This is a genomic window from Spirillospora sp. NPDC029432 (assembly GCF_040703975.1).
Classification (GTDB): Bacteria; Actinomycetota; Actinomycetes; order Streptosporangiales; family Streptosporangiaceae; genus Spirillospora.
The window spans coordinates 19264-34123 of record NZ_JBEZWH010000063.1; the positions used below are offsets into that span (position 1 = coordinate 19264).

Here is a 14860-nt window from a genome sequence, read left to right on the forward strand (position 1 = left end):
TCGCACCGGGAGGCGTGTGACCTGGGACGTCTCCGGAGAATAGTGCGTTAACTCTTTCTAACAAGTCCGATTTCTACCGATTTCAAGCGGCATGATGCGGCTGTGCCAGCCGTTGATGTCCTGCTTCCCGCCCGGGCGGTGTTCCAGCCGGTGATCGATCTCGACACCGGCCATGTCGTCGCCGTCGAGACGCACGCGGGGCCGCCGGCGTCCAGCACGGTGACCCGCGCCGACGCCCCCGCCGGGGCCCTGCCCGCTGTCCACGCGCCGGAGACCGGCCACTTCGCGAGGCGGGCCGATCCCGCCGCCGAGGACGTGCGCCGCGCCGTCGCCGCCGCCCGCGCCACCGCCGACCTCGGCACCCAGCTGCCGCTGCAGATCGGGCTGCGCGCCGAGACGCTGGCCGCCCAGGGCGAGGAGTTCCTCGCCGAGCTGCACCGCGGCCTGGGCGAGGCCGGGCGCCGCCCGCACGAGGTCATCCTGTGCGTCGGCGGCGGCTTCCCGCCGGCCCAGCGGCCCGCCGTGCAGGCCGCGCTCGCCCGGCTGCGCCGCACCGGCTACCTGATCGGCCTGGCCGGGGTCGGCGCAGCGCACGTCCCGCTGGACCTGCTGGTGGACGCGTCCCCGTACCTGGTCAAGATCGACCCGGAGCTGGCCCGCCGGACCGGGGCCGATCCGCGCCGGGCCGCGCTGGTCACCGCGCTGGTCGAGCTGGCGCACCGGCTGGGCACCCACGTGCTGGCGCCCGGCCTGGCCACCGAGGAGCACGTCCTGCACCAGCGGGAGCTGGGCGTGCGGCTCGTCCAGGGGCCCGCGCTGGCGCCGCCCGAATGGCGCCCCGGCATGCGCGTCACCGTGCCGGTCGCCGCCCGCGACGAGCCGCGCCGGGAACGGCCCGAGACCTCGCTGGGACCGCGCGTCGCCGAGTTCACGCTGCCCGCCCTCACCATGCCGCACACCGCGACCGCCGACGAGGTCCTCGACGTCCTCAACGCCGAGACCGGCACCACCAGCGTGGTGCTCACCGACGACCGGCAGCGGCCCTGGGCGACCGTCGACCGCACCCGCTTCCTGCTGCGGCTGTCGGGCGCGTACGGGCACGCCCTGTACGCGCACAAGCCCGCCGCCAACCTCGCCGACGCGCCCCGCCTGGTACCGCACACCGTCCCGGCCGTGGCCGCGCTCCGCGCCGCGGGCCGCGAGGACGACCGGGTGTACGACGACCTGGTCGTCACCGACGAGGTCGGGCGCTGCCTGGGCATCGTGCGGGTCGCCGACCTGATCCGGGGGCTGTCACCCTGACCCGAGCGTCTCCTGCGCCAGGATCGCGGCCTGCACCCGGCTGCGCAGCTCCAGCTTCGCCAGGATCCGGCTGACATGGGTCTTGGTGGTGGTCTCGGCCATGTCCAGCCGCGCGGCGATCTGCCCGTTCGTCAGCCCCTCCCCCAGGCAGGCGAACACCTCCCGCTCGCGCGGCGTCAGCTCGTCCAGCCGGGGCGCCGCCGCGGCCGGCGCGGGCCGGGACGCGAACGCGCCGATCAGCCGGCGGGTCACCCGCGGCGCGATGACCCCCTCCCCCGCCGCCACCGTGCGGACCGCGTCCACCAGCCGGTCGGCGTCAACGTCCTTCAGCAGGAACCCGGCCGCGCCCGCCCGCAGCGCGCCGAACACGTACTCGTCCACGTCGAACGTCGTCAGCACCAGCACGTCGGCGATCCCGGCGATCTCCCGGGTGGCCGACACGCCGTCCAGCCGCGGCATCCGGATGTCCATCAGGACCACGTCGGGACGCAGCTCGCGGGCCAGCTCCACCGCCCGCTCGCCGTCGGCGGCCTCGCCGGCGACCTCGATGCCGGGCGCGGCGCCCAGGATCAGCACCAGCCCCGCCCGCACCGCCGCCTGGTCGTCGGCCACCAGCACCCGGATCACGCGCTCTCCCTGTCCATGCCGTCCCTGTGAATGTCGTCCCTGTCCACGGCGACGGGCAGCTCGGCGCGGACCCGCCAGCTCCCGTCCTCGGGCCCGGCGTCGAACGAGCCGTCCAGCATCGCGGCGCGCTCGCGCATCCCGATCAGCCCGGCGCCCGCCCCCGGCAGCCGCGGGGCGTCGTCCCCGAGCGGGCTGCGCACGTCGATCAGGACCCGCTGCCGGGTGTAGCGCAGCCGTACCCGGGCCCGGCCCGGCCCGCCGTGCTTGAGGGCGTTGGTGAGCGACTCCTGCACGATCCGGTACGCGGCCAGCTCGACCGCCGCGGGCAGCTCCGGCCGCTCGCCCTCCACCTCCAGCGCGGCGGTCAGGTCCGAGCGCGCCGACCGGCCGACCAGCCGTTCCAGCTCGTCCAGCCGGGGCGCGCCGGGCGGGTCGGCGGCCTCCTCCGAGCGCAGCAGGCCGATCATCCGGCGCATCTCCGCGAGCCCCTGCACGCTGTTCTCGCGGATGACCTCCATCGCCCGCTCGACGCCCGCCCGGTCCAGGTCGGGCACCTTCAGGATCGCCGAGGAGTGCAGCGCCACCGCGCTCAGGTGGTTGGCGACCACGTCGTGCAGCTCGCGCGCCATCCGGGCCCGCTCGGCGTCGACCGCGCTGCGCCGGTCCAGCTCGGCGAGGCGCGCCATCTGCTCGGCCCGCTGCCGCTCGGCCTGCGCGGTGAACCGGTGCTCCCGCACGGCCATCGCCGTCATCACCGGGAACGCCCATGTCACCGCCGCCACCGCCGCGGCGATCACGGCCGCGCTGAAGGAGTGCAGCCAGAGCGCGACGCTCCCGAGCACCAGCGCCGTGGCCGCGGACGTCACGGCCAGCAGCCGCTCGGCGGTCCGGCGCCGCCCGTAGAGCGCCGCCGCGTACAGCAGGTCCCCGTAGATCATCATGGACGCGAAGTTGGGCCCGATGATCACGTCCGCGGCGTTGAACGGCGTGGCCGCCAGCAGCGCCGTCCGCGGCGCCGTCCGCCGGAACGGGATCGCCGCGCACTGCCCCACCAGCGGCACCATCCGCCACCAGGCGCCCGGATCCCACTGCTTCGACCACGTCGCGAACCCGCCGACCGCGATCATCAGGGTCCCGCCGGCCAGCGCGGCCACGGCGATCAGCAGGTCGGTCCGCGTGACGAGGCGGCGCGGGTCGGGCAGCTTGGACGACACGCCCCTATTCCAGCACCTCCGGCACGCTCCCCGTCTCCCCCTCGCGACGGCCCGCCGTACATCCTTCGGACGACCCGGCTTTCCCCACGCGCGACGACGCGCCCGGCCACCCGCCTCCGCGACCATTGGAGGGACGGCGAAGACGAAGGGACACCGATGCTGCTCGCGCTGATCGCGGCCTGCGAGATCGGCTTCTGGCTGGTGCTGGGCGCCGGGCTCTCGGCCCGCTACCTGCTGCGCCGCCCGCGCCTGGGGGCCGCGCTGCTGGTCTGCGTACCGCTCCTGGACGTGGTGCTGCTGACCGCGACGGTGATCGACCTGCGCGGCGGCGCGACCGCGAACTTCACCCACGGGCTGTCGGCGGCCTACCTGGGCTACTCGGTGGCGTTCGGCCGCAGCATGGTCCGCTGGGCCGACGAGCGCTTCGCCCACCGCTTCGCGGGCGGCCCGCCGCCGAAGGGCAAGCCGGAGCACGGCCGCGCCCGTACCCGCTACGAGTGGCGCGAGTTCGGGAAGGCAGCCCTCGCCACCGCCATCGGCTGCGGCGTCCTGCTGGCGATGATCGTCGTGGTGGACGATCCGGACCGCACGCAGGCCCTGCTGGGCTGGACGGCCCGCCTGGGCATGGTGCTGGCGATCTGGTCCATCTGGCCCATCAGCCACACGCTGTGGCCCGCCAAGCCCAAGGCCGGCCAAGCCACCGCCGAGCCCGACCCAGAGGCCGCCGCCCGCCGTTGAGAACGCGGAAGGGGCCGTGCCGGAGATCCGGCACGGCCCCTTCCACCGCGTACGGGTCAGACGTTGAAGCCGAGGGCGCGGAGCTGCTCGCGGCCGTCCTCGGTGATCTTGTCGGGGCCCCACGGGGGGAGCCAGACCCAGTTGATCTTGACTTCCTTGGCCAGGCCCTCCAGCGCGCTGTTGGCCTGGTCCTCGATCACGTCGGTGAGCGGGCAGGCGGCGCTGGTCAGCGTCATGTCCAGGGTCGCGACCTCGTCGGCCAGGTTGACGCCGTAGACCAGGCCCAGGTCGACGACGTTGATCCCCAGCTCGGGGTCGACGACGTCGCGGAGCGCCTCGAGGATCTCCTCCTCGGCCTCGCCGCCGGCGACCGCGGCCGCCGTCTCTTCGGTGGTGTCGCTCATGATGCCTCTCCGAGTGCTCGGGCGGTCGCGTCCTTCCACGCCATCCAGGCGAGCAGGGCGCACTTGATCCTGGCGGGGTACTGGGAGACCCCGGCGAAGGCGATGGCGTCCTCCAGGACGTCCTCGTCCGGCTCGCCCTGGCCGCGCGACTGCATCAGCGCCAGGAACTCGTCGCCGACCGCCATCGCCTCCTTGACGGACTTGCCGATGATCAGGTCGCTCATCACCGACGCGCTCGCCTGGCTGATCGAGCAGCCCATGGCGTCGTACGAGACGTCGGCCACCGTCGCGTTCTCCCCGTCGCCGTCGAGGTGGACGCGCAGCGTCACCTCGTCACCGCAGGTGGGGTTGACGTGGTGCGCCTCGCCCTCGTACGGCTCCCGCAGCCCCTTGTGGTGGGGGTTGCGGTAATGATCCAGGATGACCTCCTGGTACATCGCCTCAAGCTGCATGTCGTCCTTTTCCCTGAGGGCCTTTCTCACTCACTACGGCTCTCCGGCTACAACCCGCGCGCGCCGCGGGCTGTTCCGAGCCGCTCAGTGCGTGCCGAAGAACTTCTGGGCGTGCCGCACCCCTTCGGCCAGCGCGTCCACGTCGGCCAGGGTGTTGTACAGGTAGAACGTCGCCCGGGTGGTGGCGGGGATGCCGAACCGGCGGCAGATCGGCCACGCGCAGTGGTGCCCGACCCGGATCGCCACGCCCAGCTCGTCCAGGACCTGCCCGACGTCGTGCGGGTGGATGTCGTCCACGGTGAACGACACCGCGCCGCCGCGCGCGTCGGTGCTCAGCGGGCCGATCACCCGCACGCCGGCGATCTCGCCCAGCCGCTCCAGCGAGTAGGCGATCAGCGCCTCCTCGTGCGCGTGCACACGGTCCATGCCCAGCTCGGACAGGTAGTCGCAGGCCGCGCCGAGCCCGATCGCCTGCGCGGTCATCGGCACCCCGGCCTCGAACCGCTGCGGCGGCGGCATGAAGGTGGACTCCTCCATCCGCACCACCTCAATCATCGACCCGCCGGTGATGAACGGGGGCATCGCCTCCAGCAGCTCGCGGCGGCCCCACAGCACGCCGATCCCAGTCGGGCCGAGCATCTTGTGCCCGGAGAAGACCAGGAAGTCGGCGCCCAGCGCGGACACGTCCACCGGCTGGTGCGGGACCGACTGCGCCGCGTCCAGCAGGACGAGCGCGCCGACCTCGCGGGCGCGGGCCGTGATCAGGTCGATCGGCGGAACGGTCCCGAGCACGTTCGACTGGTGGGTGAGCGCCACCAGCTTCGTGCGCTCGTTCACGATCGAGCCCAGGTGCTCCAGGTCGAGCCGGCCCTCGTCGGTCAGCCCGAACCAGCGCAGCGTCGCCCCGGTCCGCCGGCAGAGCTGCTGCCACGGGACGAGGTTGGCGTGGTGCTCCATCTCCGAGACCACGATCTCGTCGCCGGGGCCCACCCGGAACCGCTCGGCCTCGTCGCCGGCGGTCGCGGCGTTGCTCATCGCGTACGCGACCAGGTTGATGCCCTCGGTCGCGTTCTTGGTGAACACGATCTCGCCGGGGACCCCGCCGATGAACGAGGCGATCTTGGCGCGGGCGTCCTCGTACTCGGCGGTGGCCTCCTCGGCCAGCAGGTGCGCCCCCCGGTGCGGCGCGGCGTTGTGGCGCTCGTAGAACTCCCGCTCGGCGTCCAGCACGCGCACCGGCTTCTGCGAGGTCGCCCCCGAGTCGAGGTAGACCAGCTCGCGGCCGCCCCGCACCGTCCGCGACAGCAGCGGGAAGTCCTTCTTGAGCTCCTCGGGCAGCAGAGTCACGCCGACGCGCCCGCCTTCACGTACTTCTCGTAGCCCTCGTTCTCCAGCTCGTCGGCCAGCTCGGGGCCGCCCTCGGCGACGACGCGGCCGCCGGCGAACACGTGCACGAAGTCGGGCTTCACGTACCGCAGGATGCGGGTGTAGTGGGTGATCAGCAGCACGCCGGTGTCGCCGGCGGCGCCGAACCGGTTGACGCCCTCGGAGACGACCTTGAGGGCGTCCACGTCGAGGCCGGAGTCGGTCTCGTCGAGCACGGCGACCTTCGGCTTGAGCAGCTCCAGCTGGAGGATCTCGTGCCGCTTCTTCTCACCGCCGGAGAAGCCCTCGTTCAGCGAGCGCTGGGCGAAGGACGGGTCGATGGACAGCGCGTCCATCGCCTTCTTGGTCTCCTTGGTGAACTCGCGCAGCTTCGGCGCCTCGCCGCGGACGGCGGTGACCGCCGAGCGCAGGAAGTTCGACACCGACACGCCCGGCACCTCGACCGGGTACTGCATCGCCAGGAACAGCCCGGCGCGGGCGCGCTCGTCGACGCTCATCGCCAGGACGTCCTCGCCGTCCAGGGTGACGGTGCCCGCGGTGACCTCGTACTTGGGGTGGCCCGCGATGGCGTACGCCAGCGTCGACTTGCCGGAGCCGTTGGGGCCCATGATGGCGTGGGTCTCGCCGGCCTTCACGGCCAGGTCGACCCCGCGCAGGATCTCCTTCGTCCCGTCCGCGCCGTCGGCGACGGAGACGTGGAGGTCGCGGATCTCTAGGGTGGCCATAGTCCTTAGTTCTCTCAGTCTTGGGAGCCGAGCGAGACGTACACGTCGCCGTCCTCGACCTTCACCTTGTACGTGGCGACCGGCTGGGTCGCCGGAGGGTTGGTGGGCTTGCCGCTGCGCAGGTCGAAGCAGGACCCGTGCAGCCAGCACTCGATCGTGCCGTCGTAGACCTCGCCCTCGGACAGCGACACCTCGGCGTGCGAGCAGATGTCGTTGACCGCGAACACGCCGTCGCCGCTGCGCACCAGCGCCACGGGCGTGTCCTCGACCTCGACGCCCAGGGCGCCGTCGGCCGGGATCTCCTGGAGCGAGCAGACCTTCACGAACGTCATCGCGCGCGGGCCCCCCGGTCCAGTTCCGCCTCGATCGCCTCCGACACCTTCTCGCGCACCTCGTCCACCTCGATGCGCTCGATCAGCTGCCCGAGGAAGCCCCGCACCACCATGCGCCGGGCGTCGTCGAACGGGATGCCGCGGGCCTGCAGGTAGAACAGGTGCTCGTCGTCCAGCCGGCCGGACGCCGAGGCGTGCCCCGCGCCGGCCACCTCGCCGGTGAGGATCTCCAGGTTGGGCACCGAGTCGACCCGGGTGCCGTCGGTCAGCACCAGGTTGCGGTTGAGCTCGTAGGTGTCGGTGCCCTCGGCCTCGGCCCGGATGATCACGTCGCCGATCCAGACGGCGTGCGCGTCCCGGTCCTGCAGCGCGCCCCGGTAGTCGACCCGGCTGCGGCAGTTCGGGACGCTGTGGTCGACCAGGAGCCGGTGCTCCAGGTGCTGGCCGCCGTCCACGAAGTACACGCCGTACAGCTCGGCGTCGCCGCCGGGCTGGGCGTACGCGACCGACGGGGACACCCGCACCAGGTCGCCGCCGAGCGTCACGTTGTGCGACACGAAGCGGGCGTCGCGGCCCAGCCGGGCGTGCTGGTGCGACACGTGCACGCTGTCGTCGGCCCAGTCCTGGAGGCTGATCACCGACAGCCGGGCGCCGTCGCCGACGACGAACTCGACGTTGTCGGCGTACGTGGCCGAGCCGCGGTGCGAGAGCACCACGGTGGCCTCGGCGAACGGCTCCAGGATCACGGTGGTGTGCCCGAAGGCCGCCGCCCCGGCGTCCTCGCCGCGCCGCCGCAGGATCGTCGGCCGCGAGGCGACGGTCTCCTTCGGCACGGTGACGACCGTGGCCTCGGTGAACGAGGTCCACGCCTGGGCGCCGACCCGGTCGGCCGGGACGTACGCCCGGCCGAGCCTGGCGTCGTCGCGGCCGACGGTCTCGACCGTCACCTCGGGGGCGGCCTCGACCTCCAGCAGGACCTTGCCGTCCGCCTCGGCGGTGCCGTTGTGCAGGCCACGCAGCCGGCGCAGCGGGGTGAACCGCCACTCCTCCTCGCGGCCCGTGGGGACCTCGAAGTCACCGACCTCGTAGGAGGCCTTCTCGTGCAAGGTCGAGAGAGGCTTCTGCTCCAGCCCCATCAGCCGACCGCTCCTTCCATCTGCAGCTCGATGAGCCGGTTGAGCTCCAGCGCGTACTCCATGGGGAGCTCGCGGGCGATCGGCTCGACGAAGCCGCGCACGATCATCGCCATCGCCTCGTCCTCGTTGAGGCCGCGGCTCATCAGGTAGAACAGCTGGTCCTCCGACACCTTGGAGACGGTGGCCTCGTGGCCCATCTCCACGTCGTCCTCGCGGACGTCGACGTACGGGTAGGTGTCGGACCGGCTGATCTGGTCGACCAGCAGCGCGTCGCACTTGACCGTGGACTTGCTGTGGTGGGCGCCCTCCTGGATCTGGACCAGGCCCCGGTAGGACGTGCGCCCGCCGCCGCGCGCCACCGACTTGGAGACGATGGTGCTGGAGGTGTTGGGCGCCGCGTGCACCATCTTGGCGCCCGCGTCCTGGTGCTGGCCCTCGCCGGAGAACGCGATCGACAGCGTCTCGCCCTTGGCGTGCTCGCCGAGCAGGTAGACCGCCGGGTACTTCATGGTGACCTTGGAGCCGATGTTGCCGTCGACCCACTCCATGGTCGCGCCCTCGTAGGCGACGGCGCGCTTGGTCACCAGGTTGTAGACGTTGTTGGACCAGTTCTGGATCGTGGTGTAGCGGACGCGGGCGTCCTTCTTCACCACGATCTCCACGACCGCCGAGTGCAGCGAGTCCGACTTGTAGATCGGAGCGGTACAGCCCTCGACATAGTGGACGTACGAGCCCTCGTCGGCGATGATCAGCGTCCGCTCGAACTGGCCCATGTTCTCGGTGTTGATCCGGAAGTAGGCCTGGAGCGGGATCTCCACGTGCACGCCCGGCGGGACGTAGATGAACGAGCCGCCCGACCACACCGCGGTGTTCAGCGCGGCGAACTTGTTGTCGCCGACCGGGATCACCGAGCCGAAGTACTCCTGGAAGATCTCCGGGTGCTCGCGCAGCCCGGTGTCGGTGTCCAGGAACAGGACGCCCTTCTCCTCCAGGTCCTCACGGATCTTGTGGTAGACGACCTCGGACTCGTACTGGGCGGCGACGCCGGCGATCAGGCGCTGCTTCTCCGCCTCGGGGATGCCGAGCTTGTCATAGGTGTTCTTGATGTCCTCGGGCAGGTCCTCCCAGGAGGCGGCCTGCTGCTCGGTGGACCGGACGAAGTACTTGATGTTGTCGAAGTCGATCTCGGACAGGTCCGAGCCCCAGCCGGGCATCGGCTTCTTGTCGAACAGCCGCAGCCCCTTGAGCCGGAGGTCGAGCATCCATTCGGGCTCGTCCTTCTTGGCGGAGATGTCGCGCACGACCTCTTCGTTCAGGCCGCGGCGGGCCGAGGCTCCGGCCGTGTCTGGGTCCGACCAGCCGAACTTGTACCTGTCGAGCCCTTCCAGCTCCGGGTGGGCTGCCGTAGTCATAGGGAGGTCCTCCCGGACTCCTCGTCGCTGATGTCGTCGTCGATCGATACCGGGCCGTCCGTGCCCGGGGCGGGACCGTCCGCCGCCTCCGCGTCCTCTCCGCGGAGGGAGCGGGGGCTGACGTGGGTGGTGCAGATCCCGTCGCCGTGGGCGATGGTCGCCAGCCGCTGGACGGGGGTGCCCAGGAGCCGGCTGAACGCCTCGGTCTCGGCCTCGCACAGCTGCGGGAACTCCGCGGCGACGTGCGAGACCGGGCAGTGGTGCTGGCACAGCTGCTCGCCGCCGCCGGGCCGGGGGCCCTTGGCGGCCGCGGCCGCGTAGCCGTCCCCCGACAGCGCCTCGGCCAGCTTGCGGACCCGCTGGTGGGGCGGGGCCGTCTTGACGACGGGCAGGTAGCGGCGTTCGAGGTCGGCTATCTGCCGCCGCGCGAACTCCGTCACCGCCCGCTCACCGGCCGTCTCGGCGAGGAAGCGCAGGGCGCTGCCCGCCAGGTCGTCGTAGGCGTGCACGAAGGCGCTGCGCCCCGCGTCGGTGATGGCGAAGAACTTGGCCGGCCGCCCCCGCCCGCGCCGCGGCTGCGGCCGGGCCCGCCGGATCTCGATCATGCCCTCGGCGAGGAGGGCGTCCAGGTGGCGCCGGATGGCGGCCGGCGTGAGGCCGACCCGGTCACCCAGCGCGGAGGCGGTGATGGGACCGTGCTCGAGGACGAGCCGGGCCACCCGGGCACGGGTGTCGCGCTCGGTCACCCCGATCCTCGTCTGCTCGCTCACGTTTTTCACAACATCAGTGTGCCGTAATTCCTTCCCGGTAACCAACGGGTTCCGGAATGTCGTGGCTCACGCAGGTAAGCCTTACCTAAGCTGCGAAGACGTGTTTTCGATCTTTGGTGCGGTCCGTCCGGATTCCGGGCGTTCAGGGCTGCAGGCGGGCGTCCGGGCCGTCGGGCCGGACGTGCGCGACGTCGCCGCTGTTCATGGCGATGATGGACGCCCCCACGACGCCGCCGGCCAGGACCGCGCCCACGAGCAGGAGCGGCAGCAGCACACGCCGCGCCGAGCGGAGGCCGCGCAGCACGTCGCGGAAGGTGGGGACGCGGAAGGACGCCCGGGGTGCGCGCCGGCGGGCGCCGCGCACGGGCGCGCCGTGCGTCATGAGGCGCCGGACGTAGTCGGGATCCTCCTCGGCGGTCAGCCGGGCGAGTTCGTTCAGCGTCCGGATCTCGTTCGCCGACAGCGGCATGTGTCCCCCAGAGCGTGTCCGTTCGAAGCAGAAGCGGGAAGAAACCAGAAGAAGCCGTACGCGCAGGCGGCGGCCGGGCGCGCTACGACCCCGTTTCAAACATTGGTTTATGCGCTTTTGTGCCAGCTGTCCAAATTCTTGACCACTTCCTTACCGTGACCTGGATCACCGCAGGTCACCGGGCACTTCCCCGCAACGGCCCCGCCGGGGCCGGAGCCGCCGCCGGGCGGACCTAAACTCGGATCCATGGCAGTGGCACCCCCGGGGGAAGACAGCGCGGTCGAGCTCGCGGATCTGGTCAAGCGGTACGGCGCGAAGACCGCCGTGGACGGGCTCACCTTCACCGCCGCCCGGGGCGCGGTCACCGCGCTGCTCGGGCCCAACGGCGCGGGCAAGACGACCGCCATCGAGATCTGCGAGGGCTTCCGCCGCGCCGACTCGGGGACGGTGCGCGTCCTGGGCCTCGACCCGGTCGCCGACGCCCGGGCCCTCAAGCCGCGCGTCGGGGTGATGCCCCAGTCCGGCGGCGTCCCCGGCACGGCGCGGGCCGGCGAGTTCCTGCGCCTGGTCGCCTCGTTCCACACCGCCCCCCTGGACTGCGCCGCGCTCCTGGACCGGCTCGGCCTCACCGAGCACGCGCGCACCCCGTACCGCCGCCTGTCGGGCGGGCAGCAGCAGCGGCTCTCGCTCGCGGTCGCCCTGGTGGGGCGGCCCGAACTGGTCTTCCTGGACGAGCCCACCACCGGCCTGGACCCGCAGGCCCGCCACTCCACCTGGGAGCTGATCGAGGAGCTGCGCGCCGCCGGGGCGGCCGTCGTGCTCACCACCCACTACATGGAGGAGGCCGAGCGGTTGGCCGACCATGTCGTCATCGTCGACCACGGCGCCGTCGTGGCCCAGGGCAGCCCGGCCGAGCTGACCGGCGCCGAGCGCCAGCTGCGCTTCCGCGCCCGGCCCGGCCTCGGGCTGGACGAGCTGCTGTCGGCCCTCCCGGTCGGCAGCGCCGCCAAGGAGTCCCCGGCGGGGCACTACCTCGTGGAGGGCGACGTGCGGCCCGAGCTGCTGGCCACCGTCACCGCCTGGTGCGCCTCGCACGGCGTCATGGCCGAGGAGCTGCGGATCGAGCGCCGCACGCTGGAGGACGTCTTCCTGGAGCTGACCGGACGGGAGCTGCGCGCATGACCGAGCGAAGCGAAGGAATACGCACGGTACTTGCCGGGGGGTGTGGGGGGTCGTCCCCCCACAAGGAGGAAGCATGACGACGCTCGATCTCAGTCCGGCGCCGGGCGCCGTGTCGCCGGCCCGGATGATCCTGTCCCAGGCCGGGTACGAGCTGCGCGCCGTCCTGCGCAACGGCGAGCAGCTGCTGCTGACGCTGATCATCCCGGTGGTGCTGCTGGCCCTGTTCGGCGGCACGTCCCTGCTCGACCTCGGCCCCGGGCCGCGGGTGGACTTCCTGGCGCCCGGCGTCCTGGCGCTGGCCGTGATGTCCACCGCGTTCACCGGCCAGGCCATCGGCACCGGCTTCGAGCGCCGGTACGGCGTCCTCAAGCGGCTGGGCGCCACGCCGCTGTCGCGGTCCGGGCTGATCGTCGCCAAGACGCTCGCCGTGCTGGCGGTCGAGGCGCTGCAGGCGGCCGTCATCTGCGCGGTCGCCCTGGCCATGGGCTGGAGCCCGCACGGCGACCCGCTGTCGGCGCTGGCGCTGGTCCTGCTGGGCACCGCCGCGTTCAGCGGGTTCGGCCTGCTCATGGCCGGGACGCTGCGCGCGGAGGCCACCCTGGCCGCCGCCAACCTGGTGTACGTGGTGCTCCTCGCCGTCGGCGGCGTGGTGTTCCCGCTGGACCGGTTCCCGTCCGGGGTCGCCGCGGCGCTGGAGCTGCTGCCCATCGCGGCCCTCTCCGACGGCCTGCGCCAGGTCCTGCAGGACGGCGCCGCCTTCCCCGGCGGGCCGCTGCTGGTCCTGGCCGTCTGGGCCGCCGCCGGGCTGGCCCTGGCCGCGCGCTTCTTCCGGTGGGAGTGATCGATGGCGCTCGCTGAGGCCCCCGGCTCGTACGGCCGGCCGGGCGGATTCGCCGCGCGGGTGCGGCCGCTGTCGTTCGGGATGGTGCCGCCGCCCGCCCTGGTCCTGCTGGGCATCCTGTCGCTGCAGGTCGGCGCCGGGGTGGCCAAGCACCTGTTCGAGCAGATGCCGCCCAGCGCGATGGTGCTCATGCGGCTGCTCACCTCGGCGGTCGTGCTGGGGTTCCTGGCCCGCAAGGCGCTGCGGAGCGTGCTGCGCGACCACTCCCGCAAGAGCCTGGCCATCGCCGCCGGGTTCGGGCTGTCGCTGGCGCTGATGAACTTCTCGATCTACCAGTCGTTCTCCCGCATCCCGCTGGGCATGGCGGTCACGATCGAGTTCCTCGGCCCGCTGCTGATCTCCATCGTGGCCTCCCGGCGCGCCCGCGACCTGCTGTGGGCCGTGCTGGCGGGGGCGGGCGTGGTGATGCTGGCGCGCGGCGGCGGCGAGGTGGACCCGGTCGGCATCGCGTTCGCGCTGCTGGCGGGCGCCTGCTGGGCCGCGTACATCCTGTTCAGCGCCTCCACCGGGCAGCGCTTCGCCGGCTCCACCGGGCTGGCGGTGGCCAGCATCGTCGGCACCGCCGCGATCCTGCCGATGGGCGTGCACGCGGGCGGCTCGGCGCTGCTCGATCCGCGGCTGCTGCTCCTGGGCGTCGCCGTGGGCGTGCTGTCCTCGGTGATCCCGTACTCGCTGGAGCTGGAGGCGCTGCGGCGGATGCCCCCGCGCGTCTTCGGCATCCTGATGAGCCTGGAGCCCGCCGTGGCCGCCCTCGTCGGCGTGGTCCTGCTGAACGAGGTCCTCAGCGGCCGCCAGTGGGTCGCGATCGTCTGCGTCGTCGTCGCCTGCGCGGGCGCCGCGCTCGGCCCGCAGAAACAGGCGCCCGCCCCCGACTGACCCGGGCCGGCCGCGTTGTGCGAAGCGCGGCCGGGCGTGGAAGGATCGGAAGGGACGGAGTCCGCGGACGCGTGAGAGGGGTCGCCGTGACCGGCTGGGGAGATGACCAGGGCCTGCCGCCCGAGTACTTCGAGGCGGGCACGGCGTCGTTCGTGGACTTCCTGCGGGTCCACGCGCCCGAGTCGCTGCCGGTCAACCGCGTCCCCCGCGAGGACTCCGCCGCGCTGGACCTGCCGCACGGGACGACCGTGCTGGCGCTGACCTTCCCCGGCGGCGTCATGATGGCCGGCGACCGCCGCGCCACGCGCGGCCACCAGATCGCCTACCGCGAGCTGGAGAAGGTGCAGCGCGCCGACGACCACTCGGTGGTGGCGTTCGCCGGGACGGTCGGGCTGGCGCTGGAGATGGTCCGGCTGTTCCAGGTCGAGCTGGAGCACTACGAGAAGATGGAGACCGTGCCGCTGTCGCTGCCGGGCAAGGCCCGCCGGCTCGGCGCCGTCGTCCAGGCCAACCTCGCCCAGGCCATGCAGGGGCTGGCGGTCGTCCCGCTGTTCGCCGGGTACGACCCCGACGCCGGTGAGGGCAAGATCTACACCTACGACATCACCGGGTCGCCGCAGGAGGCCCGCGACTTCCATGCCGAGGGCTCGGGCTCCCCGTACGCGACCGGCGCCCTCAAGAAGCTCTACCGGCGCGACCTGTCCCTGGAGGACGCCGCGACCGTCTGCGTCCATGCGCTGTACGACGCGGCCGACGACGACTCGGCCACCGGCGGCCCGGACCGCGCCCGCGGGCTCTACCCGGTGGTGTCGGTCGTCACCGGCGACGGCTACCGCCGGCTGCCCGAGGCGCAGGTCGCGGGCATCGCCGAGGCCGTCGTGGAGGGCCGGCACACCCGCCCCGGCGGGCCGCTCGCGCCGCTCCGATGATCTTC

17 protein-coding genes are annotated in these 14860 nt (G+C 72.8%); 6 read left to right on the forward strand and 11 right to left on the reverse strand.

The window, feature by feature from the left end:
- Positions 1-102 precede the first annotated feature (102 nt).
- On the forward strand, positions 103-1302 hold the full coding sequence (locus AB0881_RS33320) for an EAL domain-containing protein (RefSeq protein WP_366623446.1): 1200 nt from the start codon (positions 103-105) through the stop codon (positions 1300-1302).
- Here AB0881_RS33320 and AB0881_RS33325 read toward each other — a convergent pair.
- Together AB0881_RS33325 and AB0881_RS33330 are read right to left on the reverse strand one after the other, a co-directional pair.
- Entirely contained in the window at positions 1294-1929 is a 636-nt protein-coding gene (locus AB0881_RS33325; protein ID WP_366623448.1) for a response regulator transcription factor, read from the reverse strand. The genes AB0881_RS33320 and AB0881_RS33325 overlap by 9 nt on opposite strands.
- Positions 1926-3143, reverse strand: a complete 1218-nt coding sequence (locus tag AB0881_RS33330) for a sensor histidine kinase (RefSeq protein WP_366623450.1) — start codon at positions 3141-3143, stop codon at positions 1926-1928. The genes AB0881_RS33325 and AB0881_RS33330 overlap by 4 nt, the downstream gene beginning before the upstream one ends.
- A 156-nt stretch (positions 3144-3299) precedes the next feature.
- Here AB0881_RS33330 and AB0881_RS33335 point away from each other — a divergent pair, with 156 nt between their 5' ends.
- Positions 3300-3881: a hypothetical protein gene (locus AB0881_RS33335; RefSeq protein ID WP_366623452.1), complete on the forward strand. Its 582-nt coding sequence runs from the start codon at positions 3300-3302 to the stop codon at positions 3879-3881.
- A 56-nt stretch (positions 3882-3937) separates the two neighbouring features.
- Here the strand turns inward: AB0881_RS33335 and AB0881_RS33340 are convergent, their stop codons facing one another.
- From AB0881_RS33340 to AB0881_RS33380, 9 genes are all read right to left on the reverse strand, one after another.
- A complete protein-coding gene (locus tag AB0881_RS33340; RefSeq protein WP_366623454.1) occupies positions 3938-4285 on the reverse strand; it encodes a metal-sulfur cluster assembly factor in 348 nt (115 codons plus the stop codon).
- Positions 4282-4737, reverse strand: coding sequence for a Fe-S cluster assembly sulfur transfer protein SufU (gene sufU / locus AB0881_RS33345; protein WP_366623456.1), 456 nt, complete (start codon positions 4735-4737; stop codon positions 4282-4284). Before sufU ends, AB0881_RS33340 begins: the two co-directional genes overlap by 4 nt.
- Before the next feature lie 84 nt (positions 4738-4821).
- Positions 4822-6084 carry a cysteine desulfurase gene (locus AB0881_RS33350; RefSeq protein WP_366623458.1) on the reverse strand — a complete coding sequence of 421 codons (1263 nt, stop codon included), beginning with the start codon at positions 6082-6084 and terminating at the stop codon, positions 4822-4824.
- The gene (sufC, locus tag AB0881_RS33355; RefSeq protein WP_366623460.1) at positions 6081-6848 is read right to left on the reverse strand and encodes a Fe-S cluster assembly ATPase SufC; all 768 of its coding nucleotides are present in this window, start codon (positions 6846-6848) and stop codon (positions 6081-6083) included. Before sufC ends, AB0881_RS33350 begins: the two co-directional genes overlap by 4 nt.
- 14 nt (positions 6849-6862) lie before the next feature.
- Complete coding sequence (locus AB0881_RS33360) at positions 6863-7180, reverse strand: non-heme iron oxygenase ferredoxin subunit (RefSeq protein ID WP_366623462.1); 318 nt, start codon at positions 7178-7180, stop codon at positions 6863-6865.
- The gene (gene sufD, locus AB0881_RS33365; RefSeq protein WP_366623464.1) at positions 7177-8316 is read right to left on the reverse strand and encodes a Fe-S cluster assembly protein SufD; all 1140 of its coding nucleotides are present in this window, start codon (positions 8314-8316) and stop codon (positions 7177-7179) included. The genes AB0881_RS33360 and sufD overlap by 4 nt, the downstream gene beginning before the upstream one ends.
- Positions 8316-9728: a Fe-S cluster assembly protein SufB gene (gene sufB / locus AB0881_RS33370; protein ID WP_366623466.1), complete on the reverse strand. Its 1413-nt coding sequence runs from the start codon at positions 9726-9728 to the stop codon at positions 8316-8318. The genes sufD and sufB overlap by 1 nt, the downstream gene beginning before the upstream one ends.
- On the reverse strand, positions 9725-10507 hold the full coding sequence (locus AB0881_RS33375) for a metalloregulator ArsR/SmtB family transcription factor (protein WP_366623468.1): 783 nt from the start codon (positions 10505-10507) through the stop codon (positions 9725-9727). Before AB0881_RS33375 ends, sufB begins: the two co-directional genes overlap by 4 nt.
- 133 nt (positions 10508-10640) lie before the next feature.
- Complete coding sequence (locus AB0881_RS33380) at positions 10641-10967, reverse strand: hypothetical protein (protein ID WP_366623470.1); 327 nt, start codon at positions 10965-10967, stop codon at positions 10641-10643.
- A 246-nt stretch (positions 10968-11213) separates the two neighbouring features.
- On the opposite strand from AB0881_RS33380, the gene AB0881_RS33385 reads away from it, so the two are divergent.
- The 4 genes from AB0881_RS33385 to prcB all read left to right on the forward strand — a co-directional run bounded on the left by AB0881_RS33385 (position 11214) and on the right by prcB (position 14855).
- Complete coding sequence (locus AB0881_RS33385; protein WP_366623472.1) at positions 11214-12149, forward strand: ABC transporter ATP-binding protein; 936 nt, start codon at positions 11214-11216, stop codon at positions 12147-12149.
- A gap of 73 nt (positions 12150-12222) precedes the next feature.
- Entirely contained in the window at positions 12223-12990 is a 768-nt protein-coding gene (locus AB0881_RS33390) for an ABC transporter permease (RefSeq protein ID WP_366623474.1), read from the forward strand.
- Between the two features lie 3 nt (positions 12991-12993).
- On the forward strand, positions 12994-13926 hold the full coding sequence (locus AB0881_RS33395; protein ID WP_366623476.1) for an EamA family transporter: 933 nt from the start codon (positions 12994-12996) through the stop codon (positions 13924-13926).
- A gap of 86 nt (positions 13927-14012) precedes the next feature.
- On the forward strand, positions 14013-14855 hold the full coding sequence (gene prcB, locus AB0881_RS33400) for a proteasome subunit beta (protein ID WP_366623498.1): 843 nt from the start codon (positions 14013-14015) through the stop codon (positions 14853-14855).
- Positions 14856-14860 lie beyond the last annotated feature (5 nt).